This window comes from Actinoplanes sp. NPDC051859 (assembly GCF_044452725.1).
Lineage (GTDB): Bacteria > Actinomycetota > Actinomycetes > Mycobacteriales > Micromonosporaceae > Actinoplanes.
On the sequence record NZ_JBITBX010000007.1, the window covers coordinates 1 to 21,036 of the forward strand.

A 21,036-nucleotide genomic window follows, 5' to 3' on the forward strand; every position below is an offset into this window, starting at 1 on the left:
GCGACCACCACGGGCCGTCACCCCGGCTCTCACCGGCATCTAACCACGGGCACCTTCTCAAGTCCCGTAGAGAGGAGGGTCCACCAGTGACCACCACGGTCGCCGTCGCGGGAGTCCGCCGGTGGGTGCGCCGCACCCAGTCGGCACATCGCGAGCGCGGCGAAACGCTGGGCAACGTCTACTTCGCGGTGCTGTTCATCGCGGTCGTCGGCGGCATTCTGCACAAACAGGTCACCGCCGTCGTCTGGCCGAGCTCCGTGCAGGGTTCGGCGCTGGTCGGTGCCTCCCTCACGGCAGCACTGACGGGCACCGTCTATCTCCTGCTGCGCAAGATCGGCCCCCTCGGGCTCAGCCGACCGGCAGCATCCTGGCTGCTCACCGCCCCGGTCGGCCGACGCCGTCTGCTCCTGCCCCCGCTCCTGGCCGCCGCGGCCGGCGCGGCGGTAGCCGGCGCGCTGGGCGGCCTCGCCATCCTCGGGCACGCCACGGCCCGCCCTGTCCCGCAGACCGCGACGCTGCTGCCACTGCTCGGCGCCCTCACCGGCGTCGCGCTGCTGCTCGTGGCGCTCGCCGCGCAAACGGACCGCTGGTGGTCGAACCGATCCGACGACCTCGCCTACCTGCTGCTCGCCGCCGGCCTCGGCGGTCTGGTCGCCCACTCGGCCGGGGCCACGCCCGGCACGGTGCACCGCTGGCCCGCCCTGCCCGTCGTGGCCGGTGCCACCGTCGCCCTCGCGCTGGTCGTGACGACATTCCTGCTGGTTTCCGTACGCGGATTAGCCCGCGTCCCGAACCACCGAGTCCTGGACGCCTCCCGCACGGCCGGCACCCTCTGGGATTCCGCGTACGGAATGGAACCGTCCTTCGTCACCGAAATGGTCGAGCGCCGCTACTGGGCGCGCCGAAAGCTGACGTCCGCCCGCCTGTCGACCCGGCTTCCGGTGCTGGTCGCCCAAGATCTGCTGGTGCTGCGCCGGCGCCCCCGACGCGTGCTGTGGCTGGCTGCGGCCACCCCACTGCCGGCCCTGCTCGGCGGCGCCCCCGCCTGGGTTCTCGGAGTCGCCACGCTCGCCGCGGGCCTCCTCGCCGCCGGCGCCACCGCCGCCAGCCTGCGCACCGACGCGGGCAACCCGTGGATGCTGCGCATGCTCGGCCTCAGCTCGCGCACCGTGGTCCTCCACCGCCTCTGGGTGCCGGGCGTGCTGGCCGCCCTCTGGTACGCCGCCGCCCTCACCCTGCTGCACGCCCTGGGCCACCTGGCCGCCGGCCCATGGTGGGCGCTGGGCCTCGCCGTCGGCCCGATCGGCGCGGTGGCAGCGGTCCGCAAGGGACGCACCGGCTTCGTCGACAACTCCCTCACGCCGCTGGACACCCCGATGGGCTCAGTGGCGACCGGGCCGGTCCTCGCAGCAGTCGCCGGCCTGGACGTGCTGCTCCTCGGCCTACCCACCATCGTGCAGATCGCCCAGGGCGAGCCCCTGACCTGGACGGGCGTCCTGGTCCAGGCCGCTGTCGGCGTCTTCGGCGCCCGCGCCTACGTCAGCGGCACCACCACGAAGGACCGGGTCGAACTGAGCGGCTCGTAGCCGCGCACGGACTTCGGCGCGTCCGCGCAGGTGGCCCCGTGGACGTACACCGCTGGTGCGTAGTCGCGTTTCATGGTCGCCGCTCTGGAGGCTTCGGCGGGAGTCGGGAAGGGTCGACCATGAGTGCGCCGCCAACGGCAAGCCGGTCCCAGGTCTCGACCCAAATCTCACAGCGGGCCACGCCACAAAGCCGGCAGTTGCTCGCGCCCCACACCGAGCCGTGCTCGACCAACTTGTCCTGCAGACGGTCTACCTCGTCCTCACTCAACGGCGCACTCATCGACGTTCGCCCCAGTCCCGCTGGTCGAACGGCACGGTGCCGGCTCCACAGTGGGGACACCACCGGGCCTTGACCTTGAAGGCGAACAGCCCTATCAGGAAACCCATTAGCAGTGCCGCCGCGACAGCAAAGCCCATACCTCGGCCCCTTCCAGTTTTCCTGCGGCCGACGAGCCCGATACAGCTCACTCATCGATCAGTGGTGCACCGATCGCTCGAAGCGCAAGCCGTGCTTTCGTTCACACTGCTCCCGTTCTACTGAGAACGCAAGACTTGCGTTCGCCTGATCTACGCGCATCACCCCCGCTTCCGAGAAGCGTGCGCAAGTCCGGCAGACTTCAGAGACAGCGGAGCAAAGGAGTTGGAGTTGCCATCGCGTCGTCAGCCCCCGACTGTCCGGCTTCGCCGGTTGGCCAGCGAGCTTCGCAACCTCCGTCAGGCAGCAGGCCTTACGCGGGAAGATGCAGCCGAGCAGACAAACATCAACAGCGCCACCTTGTACCGCATCGAGACCGCCAAAGCTCGACCCCAGCGACGCACCCTGTTGACACTGCTCGATAAATACGAGGTAACCGACCCCGCACGCCGCGCCGCGCTGGTCGAGCTATCCAAGCAAGCCACTCAATTGGGATGGCTGCAGGCCTACGAGTCCGAGCTGCCGGAGGAGTACACCACCTACATCAGCTTCGAGTCCGAGGCCCGAAGTGTCCGCAACTACGAATCACTGTTCGTGCCCGGCTTGCTGCAGACCGATGGGTACACCCGCGCGGTCGTCACCGCCAGCTTGCCTTACGCCAGTGACAACGAAATTCAGCAAAGAGTTGAGACCCGCGTGCAGCGCCAAGCGTCGATCACGAAGGACGATCCGCTCAAGTTGTGGGTGATCGTTGATGAGGCGGTCTTGCACCGGACCGTTGGCGGGGCTGAATTGATGGACGGCCAGCTTCGGCACCTAGCCGAGACGACCAACCAACCACACATCACCTTCCAGGTGCTGCCGTACACAGTCGGTGCGCACCCAGGGATGCACGGCGCCTTCGCCGTCATGGACTTCCCCGACGCTGCAGACCCAGAGCTGGTGTACATCGAGAACATGGCTGGCGCCCTCTACCTGGAGAAAGAGGGAGACGTCCGACGGTACGCCGAGATGTTCGACCAACTCCGGGCAGCCGCGCTGAACGTGGCCGATTCCCGAAGGCTCCTGACGAGCTTGATCGACTTAGACTGACGGCAAGGAGGTGGGACAGTGAAAGCTTCAGGTTTGAGAAACGCTAATTGGCGCAAAAGCGCCCGGAGTGGCGCAAACGGCAACTGCGTGGAAGTCGCCCAGCTCACCGCAACCGTCGCCGTACGCGACAGCAAAAACCCTATGGGGCCAGTGCTGATGTTCGCACCCAGCCAGTGGGCGGCATTCATCGAGGGAGCCAAGGATGGGGAATTCACCCGAGGCTGACGAATCATCGACTTAAGGGCGCCCGATCTTTGGATGGGTGCCCTCTTTGTCGGACCGCAGAGAAACCGACGCTAATTTCTCGGCTGATGGGAACACTCAGAGTTCCGGTCAGAAGAGGGTGAGTTCGTTGCGGTCCATGCCGCGCAGCTTGTCGTAGTCGACGACGACGCAGCGGATGCCGCGGTCGGTAGCCAGCACGCGGGCCTGCGGCTTGATCTCCTGGGCCGCGAAGACGCCCTGCACAGGCGCGAGCAGGGGGTCGCGGTTCATCAGCTCCAGGTAGCGGGTGAGCTGTTCGACACCGTCGATCTCACCGCGGCGCTTGATTTCGACAGCTACCGCTTTGCCGGCGGCGTCGCGGCAGAGCAGGTCGACCGGGCCGATCGCTGTCATGTATTCGCGGCGGACCAGGGTCCAGCCTTCGCCGAAAGTTTCCGGGTGGGCGGCGAGGAGCTCCTGCAGGTGCGCCTCCACGCCGTCCTTGACCAGGCCGGGGTCGATGCCGAGGTCGTACGAGGTGTCCTGGAAGATCTCCTCGAGGGTGATCCGCAGCTCCTCGCCCGCTTTGTTGACCACTTTCCACACGCCGGGCGCCTCCTGCAGTTTGCAGGGTGGGCTCATCCAGTTCAGCGGCTTGTAGGCGCGGTCGTCGGCGTGGATGGACACCGACCCGTCGGCCTTCACCATGAGCAGGCGCACGGCGGGTGGCAGGTGGGCGGATAGGCGGCCGACATAGTCGACGGAGCATTTCGCGATGACCAGACGCACCGCAGAAGGGTAGCGTCCGGCCGCGTCGAGCGATGAACCGCACGCGGTGGGGCGAGCGTGGCGGTGTCATGCTGAGGTCGTGGTCGAGGTGCTCACCGGTGGCGGGCTGTCCGCATCCGCCGGGCTGAATGCGTACATTCCGTTGTTGACGTTGGGTGCTCTGGCGCGGTGGACGAGCGCTGTCGAGTTGCCGGCGGGGTGGCAGTGGCTGTCGGACGGTTGGGTGCTGCTCATCCTTGCGCTGCTGTTGGCGGTGGAGGTGGTCGCCGACAAGGTGCCGGTGGTGGACCACATCAACGATGTGGTGCAGACGGTGATCCGGCCTACCGCGGGTGGGCTGGCGTTCGGCGCGGGGTCGGCGTCCGAGACCGTCACCGTGTCCGATCCGGCCGCGTTCTTCGGCTCACATCAGTGGGTGCCGGTGGCCGCGGGGGTGCTGATCGCGCTTGCGGTGCACGGTCTCAAGGCCGCTTCCCGCCCGGTGGTCAACGCCACCACCGCCGGGGTCGGCGCTCCGGTGGTCAGTACGGCCGAGGACATCTCCAGTGTCGTCCTGTCGGTGCTGGCGATCCTGCTGCCAGCGCTGGTCTTGATCGCGCTGGTGGCGTTCGTTCTTTGCGCCATATGGGTGATCAGGCGACGGCGGCGGCGTAAGAGGGCACGCGTGCCGGTCGAGGCTGTCCGGCAGTAGCGCCGGTTTGGTTGACTGCCCCGGTGCCCGCTGTCGCCGTACCCGCCTTCGCTCTGACGTGGTGGCTGGGGTGTTACCTCGTGGCGCGGGACCCGTCCCGTGCGCTGTTGTGGCGTGCCGCCGGGGCGCTGGGGGCGTACGCGGTGGCCGTCGCGGTGTGGAGTGTGGCCCCCGGTTCCGTCGCGGCTGAGGTGTTGCTCTGCGTGCCGGCGTTGTGTTGGGCCGGGGTGGCGACCGCGTTGTTGCCGCCGGGCGTGCCGGAGCGGCGGCGGGCCGAGCTTGGCTGGGCGGCTGCTGTCCCCGTGTTCCTGGGTCTGGCCGTGGCACTGCCGGGCCTGGGCAAGCTGGTCGTCGTGGCGCCGCTGATCGGGGCGATGGTTCTGCTCCTGCTGCACCGGGGCCAGGTCCGTCCGCATCCGCTTCCGGCCGCCCTGGCCGCTACCGCGGTGCTGTACGCCGCGAGTCTCGGCGTACTGCTGGCTTCCGGTGATCTGGGGCCGGCGGAGCCGGTCCTCGTCGCCATCGGTCTCGATCTGGTGCTCTTCGGGTTTCTCGTGGCCGTTGCGGATGCGGTGGAGGCTGGGGAACGGCTGGCCCCCGACCTGCGCCGGTCGTTCGTCGCGGCCGCGGCGGCGGTGCTGCTCTGTGCCGGGCCGGCGACGTTGACGATGCTCGCCGCGCCGCGGACGGCTGCGGTGATCGTGCCGCAGTTTGTGCTGATCGCGGTGGTGTTGGGTGCGGCGGGGCTGCCGGGCCCGATGCGGACCGTGCTGGATCGGGTCGCCTTTCTGCACCAGGATCGGCTGCGTCGGGATCGGGCCGAGTTGTTGATGGCGGCTGAGGCGCTACCGCGGCGGCGGGAACGGCACCGGCTGATCGCTTTGGACGAGGACGAGTTCCGGCGGCTGACGCGGCGCGCGCTGGACGATATCGGCGACGTGGCCCGACTCCTGCGCAGCCCGTTGGTGGAACTGCCCACGGTGGAACGCCGGCTGCACACGCGCGGCGCGGGGGCGGCGGAGCAGTCGTTGGTGCGGGCGGTCGAGCTGCGGGCGGTGCTGGTGGAGCAGGTGCGGGAGCTGAAGCCTGCGGTGGGGTTCGACACCACCGCGCAGTGGCGGCATTACAACGCGTTGCATTTCTGCCGGGTGCTGGGGTTGCGGCCGTACGACCGTGATCCTCGGACGGACGGGTTGGACCGCGACGCCGTACGGGCCGTCGAGTGGTTCCGCGGGCAGGTGCCGCCGGAGTCGCTGGAGCAGTGGGTGAGAGAGGGCGCGGAGTTGGTCGCCGATCGGCTGTGGCGGGACCTGGTGGCTACCGATCCGCGCTGGCTCACCCGGGCGGTTTCCGGGGTGCGTGCGGTAGCCCTCGTGGACCGTTCGAATACGACACGCCGCCCATAAGGTCGGCAAACCCTGCATAATGGCTAAAATCCCCCCACGTGGATTCCGGGGGGTTGAGTGGGTAGCCACCGCAACGCGCTGGTCGCCGTCGTCCGGCAGGAGCTGGCCGAGGCACGCGGCACCGCACGTGCGGTGCTCGCCGCCGCCGAGTCGGCTCGCAATGATGCCCAGCGCCGGAAAAAGCTGATCCGGGACGCGTACTCGACGTGCCTCGCGCAGCTCGCCGAGGCGCGCGACCACGCCCGCCAGGACATCCTGCGCCGGACGCAGACCGAGGCGACCACGCTGACCCGCAACGTCGAGTCGCTGGCCGCCCTCACGGCGTCGGGCGCGGCCGGGACGTCGTGGCGGTACTGGACGCCCACCGAACCCGATCGGGTCGGTCGGCCCGGGATGCTGCGGATCGGGACGGTCGCGTACGAGGCGGGCGAGGAGCGCACCAAACTGCCCGCCCTGGTGCCGTTCCTGGACCACGCCCACGTCAATGTGCTTGGCGACGCGTCCGGCGTGGACGGCGTCATCGCCGGGCTGCTGCTGCGCGCCCTGGGCACCACCCGCCCCGGCGACATCCGGCTCAGCGTGTACGACCCCGAACAGCTCGGCGGCACACTGGCCGCGTTCGCGCCGCTGGGCAACGCCGGACTGCTGTCCTTCGTCAGCCCCGGCGGGGTCGGCGCGATGCTCGACGAGCTGGTCGAGCACATCTGCCGGGTCAACGAGACCGTGCTGGCCGGCGAGTACGTCTCCCTGGCCGACCTCACCGCCGCCACCACCGGCCCCCGCCCCGAGCCGTGGCGGGTCGTGGTGCTGCTGTTCGACCCGGAACGGCCCGGCGACCTGAGCGACGCCCAACGCGCCCAGCTCGACCGCGTGGTGCGCACGGGCGTCGCTTGCGGCGTACACCTGGTGGTCCGGGGTCTGGAGCTGGCGCCGCATCCCACGGTGGAGCGCATCACCGTGCGCGGCGAAACGGCGGCCAGCGACACCACCGGCGGTCTGGAAGTCACGCTCGACGCACCGCCCGTGGCCGAACGGATCGCTGGCTTCTGCCGGACCACCGCGGAGCGACTGCGCGAGGGACCGCCGCCGGCGAGCTTCGCCGACCTGACGCCCGACAAGATCTGGACCGAATCGTCCGCGCCCGGGCTGGTCGCCCCGATCGGCGACAGCACCGACGGGTCGCTGATCTCCGTGCCGCTCGGCGACGACCCGCCGCACGCCCTGATCGGCGGGCCGTCCGGCTCCGGCAAGACCAACCTGATCTACGCGTGGATCGGGTCGCTCGCCGCCCGCTACGGCCCCGACGAACTGGCCCTCTACCTGCTCGACTTCAAGGAAGGCGTGTCGTTCGCCCGGTTCACGCCCTCCCCGCGCGACCCCAGCTGGCTGCCGCAGGTCCGGCTCGCGGGCATCAACGTCAACGGCGACCGCGAGTTCGGCCTGGCGATGCTGCGCCATCTCAGCGAGGAGTTGCGGCTGCGGGCCCAGGCCGCGAAACGGTACGAGGCCACGAAACTCGCCGAACTGCGCGCCGAGGACCCGGGCGGGCAGTGGCCGCGCATCGTCGCGGTCATCGACGAGTTCCAGGTGCTGCTCGCCGGCCGCGACGCGCTCGCCGAGGAAGCCGTGACGCTGCTGGAGGACCTGGCTCGGCGCGGCCGCTCCCAGGGCATCCACCTGGTGCTCGCCAGTCAGGACGTGTCCGGGATCGAGGCGCTGTGGGGTCGTTCCGGCCTGATCGGACAGTTCACGCTGCGGATCGCGCTGCCCAAGGCGCGGCGCATCCTGGCTGACGCCAACCTGGCCGCCGCGGTCATCCCCCGCTTCCACGCGGTCGTCAACGCCGACTCCGGCGTGGCCGGCGCCAACCACGTCGTCCGCCTGCCGGACGCCAGCGACCGGGCCGTGTGGCGGCCCCTGCAACGCAAGCTCTGGCAAGAACGGCCCGAGACGTGTACGCCGCCGCGCCTGTTCGACGGTGACGCCGTGCCGCGGCTGCCGGAGGCGTACCGGCCCGCGGGGCGGGTGCCGGACAGCAGCGCCGACGTCGGCTCGTCGCCCGGTGCGGTGCTCGGCGAGCGGATCGACGTGGCCGCCCGACCCGCCCGGCTGCGGCTGGGGCGGATGCCAGGGCGCAACCTGGCGGTGCTGGGCACCCGTACGGACGAGGCTTGTGACGTGCTCGCGGCGGCCGCGCTGTCACTCGCGGCGCAGGGGCCGGCGCGATTCAGCGTCGCCTGCCTGGACCCGGGCGCCGAGCGGGCCGCGGCCCGGCTCATCGCGGAACTACCGCAGGCCGACTGGTACGGCCCCGGCGACCTCGACGAGCTGTTCGCCGGCACCGCCCCGGACGGCATCCCGCATTACGTGCTCGGGTACGCGTTCGACGCGGCCGGGCCGGCGTACCGGGAGCGGCTGCGTGGCCTGCTCACCGACGGCCCGGAGGAGCGGGTGCACGTGCTCGGCTGGTGGCGTTCGGTGCCCCGACTGCGTGACGACCTGGGCGGCATCGGCGCCCGACTGGACACCATCGGCGCCTGGGTGGCCCTGGATGTGCAGGGCGCGGAGCTCAGCCCGCTGTCACCGCAGCCCGGCGGTCCACTCTGGTACCCGCGCAAGCGCCGGGCCCTGTTCTTCGACCGCTCGGTGCACCGTCATCCGGAAGTGATCATCCCGTACGAGGTGAACAGTGACCACACGTGACCGCGACTACCAGCTGATGATGAGCGCGCTCGCCGACGTTGCCCGGCGGCGGGACTCGGAGCTGGAGAACGCCGAGCAGGCCTATCAGTCGAGCGCGGCGCAGGCCGCCGGCGAGCTGGCCCGGGCCGAGGGCGACGCGGCCGCCGCCGATCGCTGGGCCGGCGCTGCCGCCGCTCAGGTGCTCGATGTGGACCGTGAGGCCGGGCGGTTGTGGGACCAGCTGCGCCGGGCGCCCGGCATGCGGGTGCGTGCGTTGGGCGAGGTGCCGGACCCCGCCGCGGTCGAGGCGCTGCCCCGCGTCGCGTTGGAACAGTCGCCCGGCTCCACGGCCATGGCGCCCGTGCCGCGGCAGTCGGCCCGGACGCTGTTGGAACGGGCTGCGGGGCGCATCGACCTCACCGTACGCCCGCCCGCGCGCCGGTCCCTGCCGCGGTGGATGCTGCCACTGTTGCCGCTGCTGGGTGCGCTGGCCGCGGCGCTGACCGGGCTGGTGGCGGCCGGGCTGGTGACGGTGGGCAGCTCGACGATGCCGGGCGGGGCGGTGATTCGGGGACTCGGCTGGCTGGCGTTCCTGGTGGCGCCATCCGCGGGGGTGCCCATCGGGGCGTTGATCGCGCACCGGCGGCTGCGAGCCCGGCTCGACATCGGCGGCATCGGGCTGACCCTGCTCGGCGGCATGATCGCGGCCACGCTGCTGTCGGTGACGTTCGCGTCGACCCGCTGACGTGCATCAGGCCCGGCGGTCGTCGACCGCCGGGCCTGAGCGTCGTGCGTCAGTACGTGTAGAAGCCCTTGCCGGTCTTGCGGCCGAGGTCGCCCGCGGTGACCATGCGCTGCAGCAGCTCCGGCGGGAAGAACTTCGGGTCGCCGGTGTCGCGGTAGATGTTGCCCGCGGCGTTGAGCATGACGTCGAGGCCGGTCATGTCCAGGGTGGCGAGCGGGCCCATGGTGTGACCGAAGCCCAGCTTCATCACGGTGTCCAGGTCGGCGGCGGAGACCACGCCGGACTCGACCAGGCTGATCGCCTCGACGAGCAGCGCGGAGAAGAGCCGGTTGGAAACGAAGCCGGCGACGTCCCGGTTGACCTCGACGCAGGTCTTGCCCAGCTCCTCGGCGAAGTTGCGGGCCGCGGCCAGCGTCTCGTCCGAGGTCTGGTAGCCGCGGACCAGCTCGACGAGCTTCATCATCGGCACCGGCGAGAAGAAGTGGATGCCGACGACCGACTCCGGCCGCGAGGTGACCGCGGCGATCTGGGTGATCGGGATGGCGGAGGTGTTGGTGCCGAGCACCGCGCCGGGCTTGCAGATCTTGTCCAGCACCCGGAAGACGTCGTGCTTGGCCTCGAGCTTTTCGTAGATCGCCTCGACCACGACGTCGGCGTCGGCGGCCGCTTCCAGCTCGGTCGTGGTGCTGATCCGACCGATGGTCGCGTCCGCGTCCTCCTGCGTGATCTTGCCCTTGGCGGCGAATCGACCGAGCGAGTCCTTGATCGCCGAGACGCCGCGCTGCAGGGAGGCCTCGTCCAGGTCACGCATGGTGACCTGCCATCCCGCCTGCGCCGCCACCTGGGCGATACCGGAACCCATCAGACCGGAGCCGATGACCGCGAGCCGACCCGCCATGTGTGCCTCTCCTTCTGTGTGTCTCACTCATCGTCGAGCGTGCCCCCAGACTAGCGGCATCCCTTAACGAAGGCTCAGGGCTCTCTATCGGGTCAAATCACCAGAAAACCGGTTCCAGCTTTGCCAGACTGTGCGCATGCCACCAAGCGACGGCTGGTACCTCCTCGGGCCCTTCATCGCCGTCGCCCTCGTCGGATTCCTCGGCGCGATCTTCTGGCGGATGGGGTTGCAATGGACCCGCGCCGTGGATGACCCGCTCCGCGAGCTCTACGACGGGCTCGCCATCTTCGACCACGGCGACGACTACGGCCTGCTCTGCCCCGCGGCGGCGACCCGCGACCCCGTGATAGCCGAAGAGATTCGCGCCCTGCTGAGAGCGGCCGGCATCCGGTCGACCTCAGCCACCCGCCCCGACGGCCGGCTCATCGTGCTGGTCTTTCCCGAGGCGGTCGAGGAAGCCCGGCGCCTGGTCGGTGGCTCCCCCGCCGTCTGACACCTCAGAAGTCGAAGGTGGGCTCGGTGACCACAGCCCGCTCCACCTCGACACCGAGCTTCGCCAGGTCCGCCACGAAATCCGGGTAGCCCCGATCGATGTGGTGCACCTCACCGACCTCGGTGACCCCGTCAGCGCACAGACCCGCGATCACCAGACCCGCACCGGCCCGGATATCGGTCGCCCGCACCGGCGCCCCGGAAAGCCGCTCCCGGCCGTTCGTCACCGCATGATGACCATCGGTACGGATGTCCGCCCCGAGCCGCACCATCTCGTTCACGAACATGAACCGCCCGTCGAAGATGTTCTCCGTGATCATCGACGAGCCGGCACTCACCGCCGCCAGCCCCAGCGCCATCGGCAGCAGGTCGGTGGCAAATCCCGGGTAGGGCAACGTGACGATGTCGACGGCGCGGGGGCGGTCGTCCATGCGTACCCGGAAAAGGTTGTCGCCCGGCTCGACCACCGCGCCCGCCGACACCAGTTTGTCCAGCGCGACGTGCAGGTATTCCGGTCGAACGCCGTGCACGGTCACGTCACCGCGGGTCATCGCGGTCGCGAACGCCCAGGTGCCGCCCACGATCCGGTCGCCGATGGTGGCGTGCCGCACCGGCCGCAGCGAGTCCACGCCCTCGATCGTCAGCGTCGACGTTCCGGCGCCCTCGATCCGGGCGCCCATCGACACCAACATCTCGCAGATGTCGACGATCTCCGGCTCCCGGGCCGCATTGTCGATCTCGGTGACACCCTTGGCGAGCACCGCGGCCATCAGGATGTTCTCGGTGGCACCGACGCTCGGGAAGTCCAGCCAGATCTTCGCGCCCCGCAGTCCGGCCGGCGCCGACGCGATGACGTACCCGTGCTCGCCGGAAATCTCCGCGCCCAGCCGCGACAGGCCGGACACGTGCATGTCCAGGCCACGCGAACCGATCATGTCGCCGCCCGGCAACGCCACCCGGACGTAACCGCGCCGCGCGAGCAGCGGCCCGAGGACACAAATCGAGGCCCGCAGCCGCCGGACCAGGTCGTAGTCCGCCTCCGCACCCGGCTCCCCCGGCACGTCGATCAGCGCCTCACCGCCGTCGAAAGCCACCCCGCAGCCCAGCCGGCGCAACACCTCGCCCATGATCGCAACGTCGGTGATCCGCGGAACGTTCGCCACGACGGTCCGGCCCTCGGCGAGCAACGCAACCGCCATCAGCTTCAGCGCAGAATTCTTCGCGCCGACCACCGTGACGTCGCCCGACAGACGCGCGCCGCCCTTGACCCTGATGACATCCACGCGGGCCATCGTATGGGGCGCAGCCCGGCCAACTCCGTAGGGTGGGGCGCATGGCCGTGCATCTCACCCGCATTTACACCCGCACCGGCGACGCCGGATCCACCCGCCTCGGCAACAACGAGGTGGCTGCCAAGACCGACCCGCGGATCGTCGCGTACGCCGACGTCGACGAGTGCAACGCCGCCCTGGGCGTGGCGCTCGCCCTCGGCGCCCTGCCGCCGGACGTCCGCAGCGTGCTGACCGCCGTGCAGAACGACCTCTTCGACGTGGGCGCCGACCTGTGCAACCCGCTGAGCGACGACCCGCCGTACCCGCCGCTGCGGGTCAAAGAGTCGTACGTGACCCGCCTCGAAGGCTGGTGCGACGAATACAACGAGCAGCTGCCGGCGCTCGACTCCTTCGTCCTGCCCGGTGGCACAGCCGGCGCGGCGCTGCTGCACGTGGCCCGTACGGTGGCGCGGCGCGCGGAACGTGCGGCGTGGACCCTGGTCGAAGCCGATCCGGAGCGCACCGGACCACTGCCGGCGAAGTACCTGAACCGCCTGTCGGACCTGCTGTTCATCCTGGCCCGTACGGCCAACGGCCCCGGCGGCGACGTCAAGTGGGTCCCCGGCGGCACCGCCTCCTGAGCTTTGCCACGCCTGCCGCTCGAGCGTGGTGTTACGCCGGGCGGCTGGGCGTGCGCTGGTTCGCCATCAAACGACGGAGTGGGCCTACTCCGCGGGGCGAGGGGTGCTGGCTGGGCGAGGTGCCACGCTGCCCGGCTGACCGGGCGGGCCTGCTTCGAGCCAGGACAGGAAACCGGTGACGGTCGATCCGGCCATGGCGATCTCGAGGTCGATGCCGGCCTGGCGGCACACCAGGACGACCCAGCGGTCCCCCATGGTCATCCGCTCGGGCCCTTCGGGCGACCGGCGGCTGTGCACCGTCATGGCCCGGCGGTTGAGGACGCGCTTAGGGCGAAAGGCCAGGCTGAAGAAGCGGTGAAACCGGAGCTCGTCACCGACGAACTGGCCGACCCCCGACGACCAGCCTCGACCCGGGACCATCGTGCTGACCCGGACCTGGAGGCGAATGGTGCCGCCGCCGCCCATGATGAGGCGGCGGCGGATGAAGACTGCGGAGAGGAGGACGAGCAGCGCGGCGACGCAGATTCCGACGGTCAACAGAACCCGCATCGCAAGTGATCAGTGCGCGTCGGGGGTGGCGGCGGTCGCGCTCTCGGCGAGGACTGTCACGCCGTCCGCGTCGACGGAGAGGAAGCCACCGGCAACGTCGTAGGTGAGCTGCTCACCGCCCGCGAGCTTGACCCGCACCTGGGACGGCTCCTTGAGCAGGCCGAGGAGCGGCGAGTGGCCGGGCAGAACGCCGAGCTCACCCTCGGTGGTCCGCGCGACGACCATCTCGGCGTCGCCGGACCAGACCTTCTCCTCGACGGCGACGACCTGGACGTGCAGCTGCTTGGCCACGCTGTCTCCTTGTAAGCCTGCGGAATCTTGCGATTCCTCTGGTGGTGAAGTCTAAACAACCGGGTGACACACCGATGCCCGGGGTGGCAACCGCCACTCCAGCGGGCACTACTGCTTCTGCAGGTATTTCGGGTTGTCCACGAGGAAGGACGAGACCGAGTCGGTCTGCAGCGCGGCGAAGAAGTCCTTCGCCGACGGCTCCAGCTGCTCGCCGAGGTACGCGCCGTTCTCGATCAGCCCGCCACCCGGAAGCTTGATCAGCGTCATGTCCTGGGTGCGGAGGTTACGCAGCGCCAGGCCCCAGTCGATCACGTTGTGCCCGTTGCCGTCGAAGATCAGCGCGTCGCCCGCGGCGCGCAGCACCTGGTCGAGCTTGATGGGGTTGGTGACGACGTCCTTGCTGAGCGCCTGGTCCGCCATGGCCCGGATGAACTGCTGCTGGTGCCGCTGGCGGTCGTAGTCGCCGTTGGGCAGGCCGTAGCGCTGGCGGACGTAGTCGAGCGCCTGCCATGCCTCCAGGTGGTAGGTGCCCTTCTTGTACTCCGCCTGCGGACCGATGTACGGGTGCTCGCACTGGTGCGACTCGCACCCGGCCATCCGGTCCCGGGGCTTGCCGTTGGGCTGCAGGTGCTCCGACTTCACGTTCTGGTCGATCTTCATCGTGACGCCGCCCATGGCCTCGACGATGTCCTTGAAGCCGTGGAAGTTGATGATCGCCCCGGCGTCGAATTCCTTGATGCCGGTGAGCTTGCCGACCGTCTTGGCGAGCAGATCGAAGCCCTGCGCCGCGTCGTGCTTGCCGTTGCCGAGCTTGCTGCCGTGCGACATCGCGGAGTTGATTTTCTCGGTGCTGCCCAGGAACTCGGCCTTGGGGAACGCCGGAATCTCCACCCGCAGGTCGCGGGGGATGGAGAAGAGGTACGCCCGGTCCAGGTCCTTGGTGATGTGCGCGACGATGATCGAGTCGGACAGCGGCGGCGTGCTCTCGTCGCGCGGGTCGATGCCGACGAGCAGGATGTTCAGCGGGCCCTTGATGTCACTGACCGGCTCTTTCTTCCCATTCTCGGGGGAGTTGCCGAAGAGGTCCTTCGTCTCCACCGCGCCGGCGTAGCGGGCCACGACGGCCTGACTGGTGATGAGCGCACCGCCGCTGAGGACCATGAGCGTGCAGCCGAAGATCGCGCACAGTCGCGCCCACAACGGTGACCGCCGTTTGACCTTGGGCGCGCCGCCCACGGCTTTACTCTTCAGCGCCACTTGCTCCCCAACCGCCGTCGATGGTTCTCTCCGCGATCACGCAGGTCATGCTCGCAGTGCCGCCCCGCCGGCCCGCAAAAGGATATCCGAACAAACCAAGAAAACTTCGGGTCCTGCGGTCCAGGCCACTGCGGAAATAAACGGACATAACGGTCGTCAGGAAACGCATCGGGCCGCCCCGACCTCAGTCGGAGCGGCCCCATGTCGACAAACCGGGCGTAATTAGCCCTTCATCAGCTCGTGCGCGTTCTTCTCGAGGTCCTCGAGACCACCGCACATGAAGAAGGCCTGCTCGGGGTAGTTGTCGTACTCACCCTCACAGATCTTCTTGAACGCCTCGATGGTCTCCTTCAGCGGGACCGTCGAGCCGGGAACGCCGGTGAACTGCTCGGCGGCGTACGTGTTCTGCGAGAGGAAGCGCTCGATGCGGCGAGCCCGCTGCACCGTGACCTTGTCCTCCTCGGAGAGCTCGTCCATACCGAGGATGGCGATGATGTCCTGCAGGTCCTTGTACTTCTGCAGGATCCGCTGCACCTCGCGGGCGACCGCGTAGTGCTCGGCACCGACGAACTCGGGCGCCAGGATCCGCGAGCTGGAGGCCAGCGGGTCCACGGCGGGGTAGATGCCCTTGTCGGAGATCGACCGCTCGAGGTTGGTCGTCGCGTCCAGGTGGGCGAACGTGGTGGCCGGCGCCGGGTCGGTGTAGTCGTCGGCGGGCACGTAGATCGCCTGGAGCGAGGTGATCGCCTTGCCCCGGACCGAGGTGATGCGCTCCTGGAGCTCACCCATCTCGTCCGCGAGGGTCGGCTGGTAACCCACGGCGGACGGCATCCGGCCGAGCAGCGTGGACACCTCGGAACCGGCCTGGGTGAACCGGAAGATGTTGTCGATGAAGAGCAGCACCTCCTGGTTCTGGACGTCCCGGAAGTACTCCGCCATGGTCAGGGCGGTCAGGGCGACCCGCAGGCGGGTGCCCGGCGGTTCGTCCATCTGGCCGAAGACCAGCGCGGTCTTGTCGAGCACGCCACCCTCGTCCATTTCCAGGATGAGGTCGTTGCCCTCACGGGTGCGCTCGCCGACACCGGCGAACACCGACGTACCACCGAAGTTCCGGGCAACGCGGATGATCATCTCCTGGATGAGCACCGTCTTGCCCACGCCCGCGCCGCCGAACAGGCCGATCTTGCCACCGCGCACGTACGGCGCGAGCAGGTCGAGCACCTTGATGCCGGTCTCCAGCATCTCGGTCTTCGGCTCGAGGTCCGCGAACGCCGGGGGCTTGCGGTGGATCGGCCAGCGCTCGGTGATGTTCAGCGTGGACGGGTCCACGTTGAGCACCTCGCCGAGGGCGTTGAACACGTGGCCCTTGGTGATGTCACCGACTGGCACCGAGATCGGCGCGCCGGTGTCGCGCACCTCGGCGCCGCGGACCAGACCGTCGGTCGGCTGCATCGAGATCGCGCGGATCATGTTGTCGCCCAGGTGCTGGGCGATCTCCAGGGTCAGCGTCTTGGTGCCCTCGGACAGGGTCACATCGACGTGCAGCGCGTTGAAGATCGCGGGCATCGCGTCCCGCGGGAACTCCGCGTCGACGACCGGGCCGATGACCCGGACGACGCGGCCGACACCGGTCTCCGTCTTGGTGGGCTCAGCTACAGCAGTCATCACACATCACTTCCCGCTGCGGACAGCGCCTCGACGCCGCCGACGATTTCACTGATTTCCTGGGTGATCGCGGCCTGACGCGCGGAGTTCATCTCCCGCGTGTACCGCTTGAGCAGATCGTCCGCGTTGTCCGACGCGCTCTTCATCGCCCGGCGCCGCGACGCCGACTCGCTCGCCGCCGAGTCCAGCAACGCCGCGTAGATCCGCGTGTTGAGGTACTTCGGCAGCAGCGCGTCCAGCAGCTCCTCGGCCTCCGGCTCGAACTCGTACGCCGGCCGCAGCCCGGGCTCCCGCTCCTTCTCCTCGACCTGCATCGGCGCCAGGAAGCGCGCCTCTGCCGTCTGGGTCATGAGCGAGTGGAACTGCGTGCTGACGATGTGCAGCTCGTCCACACCCTGGATGCCGTCCGGGCCGAAGCTCTCGTCCGTGTCGTCCGCGCCGGCGACGAACGCCTCCAGCAGGGACTCACCGATCCGCCGAGCGTCCTCGAAGGACGGCCGCTCGGAGAAGCCGGTCCAGCTCGTCTCGACCGGCCGGTTGCGGAACTTGTAGTACCCGAGGCCCTTACGGCCGACGATGTACAGCGCCACGTCCTTGCCGTCCTCGCGCAGCCGGGACATCAGCTGCTCGGCGGTGCGGATGGCGTTGGCGTTGTAGGCGCCGGCCAGGCCCCGGTCGCTGGTGATCAGCAGGACGCCCGCGCGCCGCACCCGCTCACGCGGCTGCAGCAGCGGGTTGTCCACCGACGCGTTGGAGGCCAGCGCCGTGAGGACCCGCGTGATCGCTTCCGCGTACGGCTTGGAAGCGGCAACCCGCTCCTGAGCCTTGGCGATGCGACTGGTGGCGACCAGCTCCTGCGCCTTGGCGATCTTCTTGGTCGACCGGACGGTGCGGATGCGCCGCCGGAGGGCCTGTACCTGACCGGCCATGGCTTACTTCTCGTCCGAGGAGGACCGGACCTCGCGAGTGACGGTCTCCCGGCTCTCGCTGCCCGCCGCGAGCGGCGTCGCCGGCGCGTCGTTCGGGCCGCCGGTGGCCGCGTTCTCCTTGAAGAGCGGCTTGAATTCCTTGACCGCCTTCTCGAAGACCTCGACCTGCTCGTCGGACAGCTGGCCGCTGCTCTCGATGGCGGTGACGGTCTCGCTGCGGTGCCGCTTGACCCAGTCCAGGAACTCGGACTCGAAACGGCGCACGTCGCCGACCGGAATGTCGTCGAGCTGGCCGGTGGTGCCGGCCCAGATGACGACGATCTGCTCGGCCACGGACAGCGGCGAGTACTGCGGCTGCTTGAGCAGCTCGACCAGGCGGACGCCCTTCTCGAGCTGGGCCCGCGACGCCTTGTCCAGGTCGGAGGCGAAGGCCGAGAAGGCCTCCAGCTCACGGAACTGGGCCAGGTCGAGGCGCAGGCGGCCGGAGACCCGGCGCATGCCCTTCACCTGGGCCGAGCCGCCGACCCGCGACACCGAGGTGCCGACGTTGATGGCCGGGCGCACACCCGAGGCGAACAGGTCCGACTCGAGGAAGATCTGGCCGTCGGTGATCGAGATGACGTTGGTGGGGATGTAGGCCGAGATGTCGTTGGCCTTCGTCTCGATGATCGGCAGGCCGGTCATCGAGCCGCCACCCAGCTCGTTGGAGAGCTTCGCGCAGCGCTCCAGCAGGCGGGAGTGCAAGTAGAAGACGTCACCCGGGTACGCCTCACGGCCCGGCGGGCGACGCAGCAGCAGCGACACCGCGCGGTAGGCCTCGGCCTGCTTCGTCAGGTCGTCGAAGACGATCAGGACGTGCTTGCCGGCATACATCCAGTGCTGTCCGATGGACGAGCCGGTGTACGGCGCGATGTACTTGAAGCCGGCCGGGTCGGACGCCGGGGAGGCCACGATGGTCGTGTACTCCAGCGCGCCCTGCGCCTCCAGGGTGCCCCGGATGCTGGCGATCGTCGACGCCTTCTGGCCGATGGCGACGTAGATGCAGCGAACCTGCTTGTCCGGGTCGCCCGACTCCCAGTTAGCGCGCTGGTTGATGATCGTGTCGAGCGCGACCGTGGTCTTACCGGTCTTGCGGTCGCCGATGATCAGCTGGCGCTGGCCGCGGCCGATCGGCGTCATGGCGTCGATCGCCTTGATGCCGGTCTGCAGCGGCTGCTTCACCGGCTGCCGCGCCATGACGTTCGGCGCCTGCAGCTCCAGCTCGCGGAAGCCCTCGTTGGCGATCTCGCCCCGGTCGTCGATCGGGTTGCCCAGCGCGTCGACCACGCGGCCGAGGAAGGCGTCACCGACCGGCACGGAGAGCACGCGGCCGGTCCGCTTGACCTGCTGCCCCTCTTCGATGCCGGCGAAGTCACCCAGGACCACGGCGCCGATCTCGCGGACGTCGAGGTTCAGGGCGACACCGAGGGTGCCGTCCTGGAACTCGAGCAGTTCGTTCGCCATCGTCGAGGGCAGACCCTCGACGTGCGCGATACCGTCGCCCGCATCGGAGACGATGCCGACCTCCTCACGGGAGACCTCGGGCGTGTAGGACGAGACGTAGCGCTCTAGCGCCCCCCGGATCTCGTCCGAGGAGATGGTCAGCTCGGCCATCCTCTGCCTTCTCTAGTCGGCTCGGGGCGTCGCCGCGCCCGAGGGCTTTCGGTAGCGTCGCCGCCGCCGAGGGGAAGTAACTATTTAGCGAACGCCTGCCGGGCTTCGTTGAGTCGCCGCAGGATCGTGCCGTCGTAGAGGTCGGACCCGACCCGCACGCTGATGCCGCCGATGATGCTCGGGTCGACCACGACCCGCAGCGACACCTGCCGGCCGTAGATGTCGGACAACTTGGTGGCGAGCCGCTGCTCGTCGGCGTCGTCCAGCACCTTGGCCGCCGTCACGTACGCGACCTCACGGTCCCGCTTGGCGGCGGTCAGCTCGACCAGCTTGGTCAGCGAGGTCTCGAAGCCGCGGCCACCGAGACCGTCCAGCGCGATCCGCACGAGCTGGGCGGTGGCTGCCTGGGACTTGCCCTTCAGCAGGTCCTCGGCCAGCTTAGCCCGCCGGTCAGCCGGGGCAGACGCGTCGCTCAGGGTGACCGCGAGCTGCGGGCTTCCCGAGACGACGTGCCCGAAGCGGAACAGCTCGTCCTCGACCTCGGACAGCGTGCCGGCCTTCTCGGCCGACGCGAGCACGGTGTCGACGCCGAGACGCTCAGTGGCGTCGAGCAACTCGTTCGGCGCCGACCAACGGCCGGACGCCAGCGTCGCCAGCGCGTCGACCGTCGTCTCGCTGAGCTTGCCGACCAGCAGGGAGCGGAACAGCTCCCCCCGCTCGGCACCCTTGCGGGACGGGTCGGTCAAAGCCCGCCGCAGCCGCGGTTCCCCGCGCAGCAACCGCGCCACCGACAGGATCTCGTCGGCGATCGTGGCGAGCTGCGCGGCGGACGCCGACTGCGAACCCGCGGTCAGCTTCTCCGCGGCGGCGGCGTACGACTCCCGGTTGACGGTCGCCATCAGCGTCCGCCCGTCCCGGCACCGAGCTCGGTGATGAACCGGTCGACGGTGCCCCGGGTGCGCGCCTCGTCGGCGAGCGACTCACCGACGATCTTGCTGGCCAGGTCCACCGCGAGCGTGCCGACCTCGGAGCGCAGGTCCCGCACGATGCTCTCGCGCTGGGCGGCGAGCTGCTCACGACCGGCGGCGATGATGCGGTCGGATTCTTCCCGAGCCTTGGCCAGGACGTCCTGACGGATGCCCTCGGCGTCGGCACGAGCCTCGTCACGAATCCGCGCCGCCTCGGTACGAGCCTCGGCGAGTTGCGTCTTGTACTGCTCGAGCAGCCCGTTCGCCTCAGCCTGAGCGGCCTCGGCGCGCTTGATGCCGCCCTCGATCGCGTCAACCCGAGCCGCGAACGTCTTCTCCATCTGCGGGAAGACGAACTTCATCAGCACGAAGCAGAGCACCGCGAAAGCCACGGACCCGACCACGATCTCCTGCCACACAGGAATGATCGGGTTGTGCGGCTTCGCACCCTCTTCGGCCGCGGCCAAGATAGTGGTGATCATGACACCTCCCAACAAGGCCGGAAATTAGGCGAGCTGGCCCTGCCAGATGAAGCCGAACGCGATGCCGAGCAGCGCCAGCGCCTCGATAACGGCGAAGCCGATCCAGACGTACGGCAGGGTCAGACGGGAAGACTCCGGCTGACGCGCGGTCGACTGGATGTAGGCCGAGAAGACCAGGCCGACACCGATGCCGGGGCCGATGGCCGCAAGGCCGTAGCCGATGGCGGCGGTGCTGCCCTCAACGGCGGCAAGAATGTCAACACCCATTACTAATTCCTCCTGGTATCTCGCGTGGCATTCACGCGGGACGACAAACGGGTTGGAACTCCA

General features: G+C 69.4%; 21 protein-coding genes. 9 read left to right on the forward strand and 12 right to left on the reverse strand.

The genetic code is table 11. From position 1 onward, the window contains the following. Nucleotides 1-86: 86 nt before the first annotated feature. The 3 genes from ACIA1L_RS18770 (at nucleotide 87) to ACIA1L_RS18780 (ending at nucleotide 3,318) form a co-directional block, all read left to right on the forward strand. Nucleotides 87-1,586: a DUF6297 family protein gene (locus ACIA1L_RS18770; RefSeq protein WP_396074085.1), complete on the forward strand. Its 1,500-nt coding sequence runs from the start codon at nucleotides 87-89 to the stop codon at nucleotides 1,584-1,586. 640 nt (nucleotides 1,587-2,226) lie between these two features. Next, complete coding sequence (locus tag ACIA1L_RS18775; protein ID WP_396074086.1) at nucleotides 2,227-3,093, forward strand: helix-turn-helix domain-containing protein; 867 nt, start codon at nucleotides 2,227-2,229, stop codon at nucleotides 3,091-3,093. An 18-nt stretch (nucleotides 3,094-3,111) separates the two neighbouring features. Further along, entirely contained in the window at nucleotides 3,112-3,318 is a 207-nt protein-coding gene (locus ACIA1L_RS18780; RefSeq protein ID WP_396074087.1) for a DUF397 domain-containing protein, read from the forward strand. Between the two features lie 108 nt (nucleotides 3,319-3,426). Here the strand turns inward: ACIA1L_RS18780 and nucS are convergent, their stop codons facing one another. After that, on the reverse strand, nucleotides 3,427-4,086 hold the full coding sequence (gene nucS / locus ACIA1L_RS18785; protein ID WP_396074088.1) for an endonuclease NucS: 660 nt from the start codon (nucleotides 4,084-4,086) through the stop codon (nucleotides 3,427-3,429). 79 nt (nucleotides 4,087-4,165) lie between these two features. Here nucS and ACIA1L_RS18790 point away from each other — a divergent pair, with 79 nt between their 5' ends. From ACIA1L_RS18790 to ACIA1L_RS18805, 4 genes are read left to right on the forward strand one after another with little or no spacing between them, the layout of a single operon-like run. Beyond that, nucleotides 4,166-4,777, forward strand: a complete 612-nt coding sequence (locus ACIA1L_RS18790; protein ID WP_396074089.1) for a DUF4126 domain-containing protein — start codon at nucleotides 4,166-4,168, stop codon at nucleotides 4,775-4,777. A 23-nt stretch (nucleotides 4,778-4,800) separates the two neighbouring features. After that, nucleotides 4,801-6,183, forward strand: a complete 1,383-nt coding sequence (locus ACIA1L_RS18795; protein ID WP_396074090.1) for a hypothetical protein — start codon at nucleotides 4,801-4,803, stop codon at nucleotides 6,181-6,183. Between the two features lie 57 nt (nucleotides 6,184-6,240). After that, nucleotides 6,241-8,886, forward strand: coding sequence for an FtsK/SpoIIIE domain-containing protein (locus tag ACIA1L_RS18800; protein WP_396074091.1), 2,646 nt, complete (start codon nucleotides 6,241-6,243; stop codon nucleotides 8,884-8,886). After that, nucleotides 8,873-9,610: a hypothetical protein gene (locus tag ACIA1L_RS18805; protein WP_396074092.1), complete on the forward strand. Its 738-nt coding sequence runs from the start codon at nucleotides 8,873-8,875 to the stop codon at nucleotides 9,608-9,610. The genes ACIA1L_RS18800 and ACIA1L_RS18805 overlap by 14 nt, the downstream gene beginning before the upstream one ends. A gap of 49 nt (nucleotides 9,611-9,659) precedes the next feature. On the opposite strand, the gene ACIA1L_RS18810 is transcribed toward ACIA1L_RS18805, so the two are convergent. Further along, a complete protein-coding gene (locus ACIA1L_RS18810; RefSeq protein WP_396074093.1) occupies nucleotides 9,660-10,508 on the reverse strand; it encodes a 3-hydroxyacyl-CoA dehydrogenase family protein in 849 nt (282 codons plus the stop codon). 136 nt (nucleotides 10,509-10,644) lie between these two features. Here ACIA1L_RS18810 and ACIA1L_RS18815 point away from each other — a divergent pair, with 136 nt between their 5' ends. Next, a complete protein-coding gene (locus ACIA1L_RS18815; protein WP_396074094.1) occupies nucleotides 10,645-11,001 on the forward strand; it encodes a hypothetical protein in 357 nt (118 codons plus the stop codon). Between the two features lie 4 nt (nucleotides 11,002-11,005). On the opposite strand, the gene murA is transcribed toward ACIA1L_RS18815, so the two are convergent. After that, entirely contained in the window at nucleotides 11,006-12,292 is a 1,287-nt protein-coding gene (gene murA, locus ACIA1L_RS18820; protein WP_396074095.1) for a UDP-N-acetylglucosamine 1-carboxyvinyltransferase, read from the reverse strand. Nucleotides 12,293-12,333: 41 nt separating this feature from the next. On the opposite strand from murA, the gene ACIA1L_RS18825 reads away from it, so the two are divergent. Beyond that, nucleotides 12,334-12,912: a cob(I)yrinic acid a,c-diamide adenosyltransferase gene (locus ACIA1L_RS18825; RefSeq protein WP_396074096.1), complete on the forward strand. Its 579-nt coding sequence runs from the start codon at nucleotides 12,334-12,336 to the stop codon at nucleotides 12,910-12,912. Between the two features lie 84 nt (nucleotides 12,913-12,996). Here ACIA1L_RS18825 and ACIA1L_RS18830 read toward each other — a convergent pair whose 3' ends face one another. The 9 genes from ACIA1L_RS18830 to ACIA1L_RS18870 all read right to left on the reverse strand — a co-directional run bounded on the left by ACIA1L_RS18830 (nucleotide 12,997) and on the right by ACIA1L_RS18870 (nucleotide 20,973). Then, a complete protein-coding gene (locus ACIA1L_RS18830) occupies nucleotides 12,997-13,461 on the reverse strand; it encodes a DUF2550 domain-containing protein (protein WP_396074097.1) in 465 nt (154 codons plus the stop codon). A 9-nt stretch (nucleotides 13,462-13,470) separates the two neighbouring features. Beyond that, nucleotides 13,471-13,752: a F0F1 ATP synthase subunit epsilon gene (locus tag ACIA1L_RS18835; RefSeq protein WP_071803832.1), complete on the reverse strand. Its 282-nt coding sequence runs from the start codon at nucleotides 13,750-13,752 to the stop codon at nucleotides 13,471-13,473. Between the two features lie 108 nt (nucleotides 13,753-13,860). Further along, complete coding sequence (locus tag ACIA1L_RS18840) at nucleotides 13,861-15,009, reverse strand: LCP family protein (protein ID WP_396074098.1); 1,149 nt, start codon at nucleotides 15,007-15,009, stop codon at nucleotides 13,861-13,863. A 222-nt stretch (nucleotides 15,010-15,231) separates the two neighbouring features. Beyond that, complete coding sequence (gene atpD / locus ACIA1L_RS18845) at nucleotides 15,232-16,674, reverse strand: F0F1 ATP synthase subunit beta (protein WP_396074099.1); 1,443 nt, start codon at nucleotides 16,672-16,674, stop codon at nucleotides 15,232-15,234. After that, nucleotides 16,674-17,603: a F0F1 ATP synthase subunit gamma gene (locus tag ACIA1L_RS18850; RefSeq protein ID WP_396074100.1), complete on the reverse strand. Its 930-nt coding sequence runs from the start codon at nucleotides 17,601-17,603 to the stop codon at nucleotides 16,674-16,676. The genes atpD and ACIA1L_RS18850 overlap by 1 nt, the downstream gene beginning before the upstream one ends. Nucleotides 17,604-17,606: 3 nt before the next feature. Further along, complete coding sequence (atpA, locus tag ACIA1L_RS18855; protein ID WP_396074101.1) at nucleotides 17,607-19,256, reverse strand: F0F1 ATP synthase subunit alpha; 1,650 nt, start codon at nucleotides 19,254-19,256, stop codon at nucleotides 17,607-17,609. Nucleotides 19,257-19,336: 80 nt separating this feature from the next. Next, nucleotides 19,337-20,158, reverse strand: coding sequence for a F0F1 ATP synthase subunit delta (locus tag ACIA1L_RS18860; protein WP_396074469.1), 822 nt, complete (start codon nucleotides 20,156-20,158; stop codon nucleotides 19,337-19,339). Further along, nucleotides 20,155-20,706, reverse strand: a complete 552-nt coding sequence (locus ACIA1L_RS18865) for a F0F1 ATP synthase subunit B (protein WP_396074102.1) — start codon at nucleotides 20,704-20,706, stop codon at nucleotides 20,155-20,157. The genes ACIA1L_RS18860 and ACIA1L_RS18865 overlap by 4 nt, the downstream gene beginning before the upstream one ends. A 24-nt stretch (nucleotides 20,707-20,730) precedes the next feature. After that, complete coding sequence (locus ACIA1L_RS18870; protein ID WP_396074103.1) at nucleotides 20,731-20,973, reverse strand: F0F1 ATP synthase subunit C; 243 nt, start codon at nucleotides 20,971-20,973, stop codon at nucleotides 20,731-20,733. Nucleotides 20,974-21,036: the final 63 nt, after the last annotated feature.

Coding starts and splice junctions, on each gene's coding strand:
- ACIA1L_RS18810 (WP_396074093.1), bottom strand. CDS start 10,508: ATGGCGGGTCGGCTCGCGGTCATCGGCTCCGGTCTGATGGGTTCCGGT.
- ACIA1L_RS18815 (WP_396074094.1), top strand. CDS start 10,645: ATGCCACCAAGCGACGGCTGGTACCTCCTCGGGCCCTTCATCGCCGTC.
- murA (WP_396074095.1), bottom strand. CDS start 12,292: ATGGCCCGCGTGGATGTCATCAGGGTCAAGGGCGGCGCGCGTCTGTCG.
- ACIA1L_RS18825 (WP_396074096.1), top strand. CDS start 12,334: ATGGCCGTGCATCTCACCCGCATTTACACCCGCACCGGCGACGCCGGA.
- ACIA1L_RS18830 (WP_396074097.1), bottom strand. CDS start 13,461: ATGCGGGTTCTGTTGACCGTCGGAATCTGCGTCGCCGCGCTGCTCGTC.
- atpD (WP_396074099.1), bottom strand. CDS start 16,674: ATGACTGCTGTAGCTGAGCCCACCAAGACGGAGACCGGTGTCGGCCGC.
- ACIA1L_RS18850 (WP_396074100.1), bottom strand. CDS start 17,603: ATGGCCGGTCAGGTACAGGCCCTCCGGCGGCGCATCCGCACCGTCCGG.
- atpA (WP_396074101.1), bottom strand. CDS start 19,256: ATGGCCGAGCTGACCATCTCCTCGGACGAGATCCGGGGGGCGCTAGAG.
- ACIA1L_RS18865 (WP_396074102.1), bottom strand. CDS start 20,706: ATGATCACCACTATCTTGGCCGCGGCCGAAGAGGGTGCGAAGCCGCAC.
- ACIA1L_RS18870 (WP_396074103.1), bottom strand. CDS start 20,973: ATGGGTGTTGACATTCTTGCCGCCGTTGAGGGCAGCACCGCCGCCATC.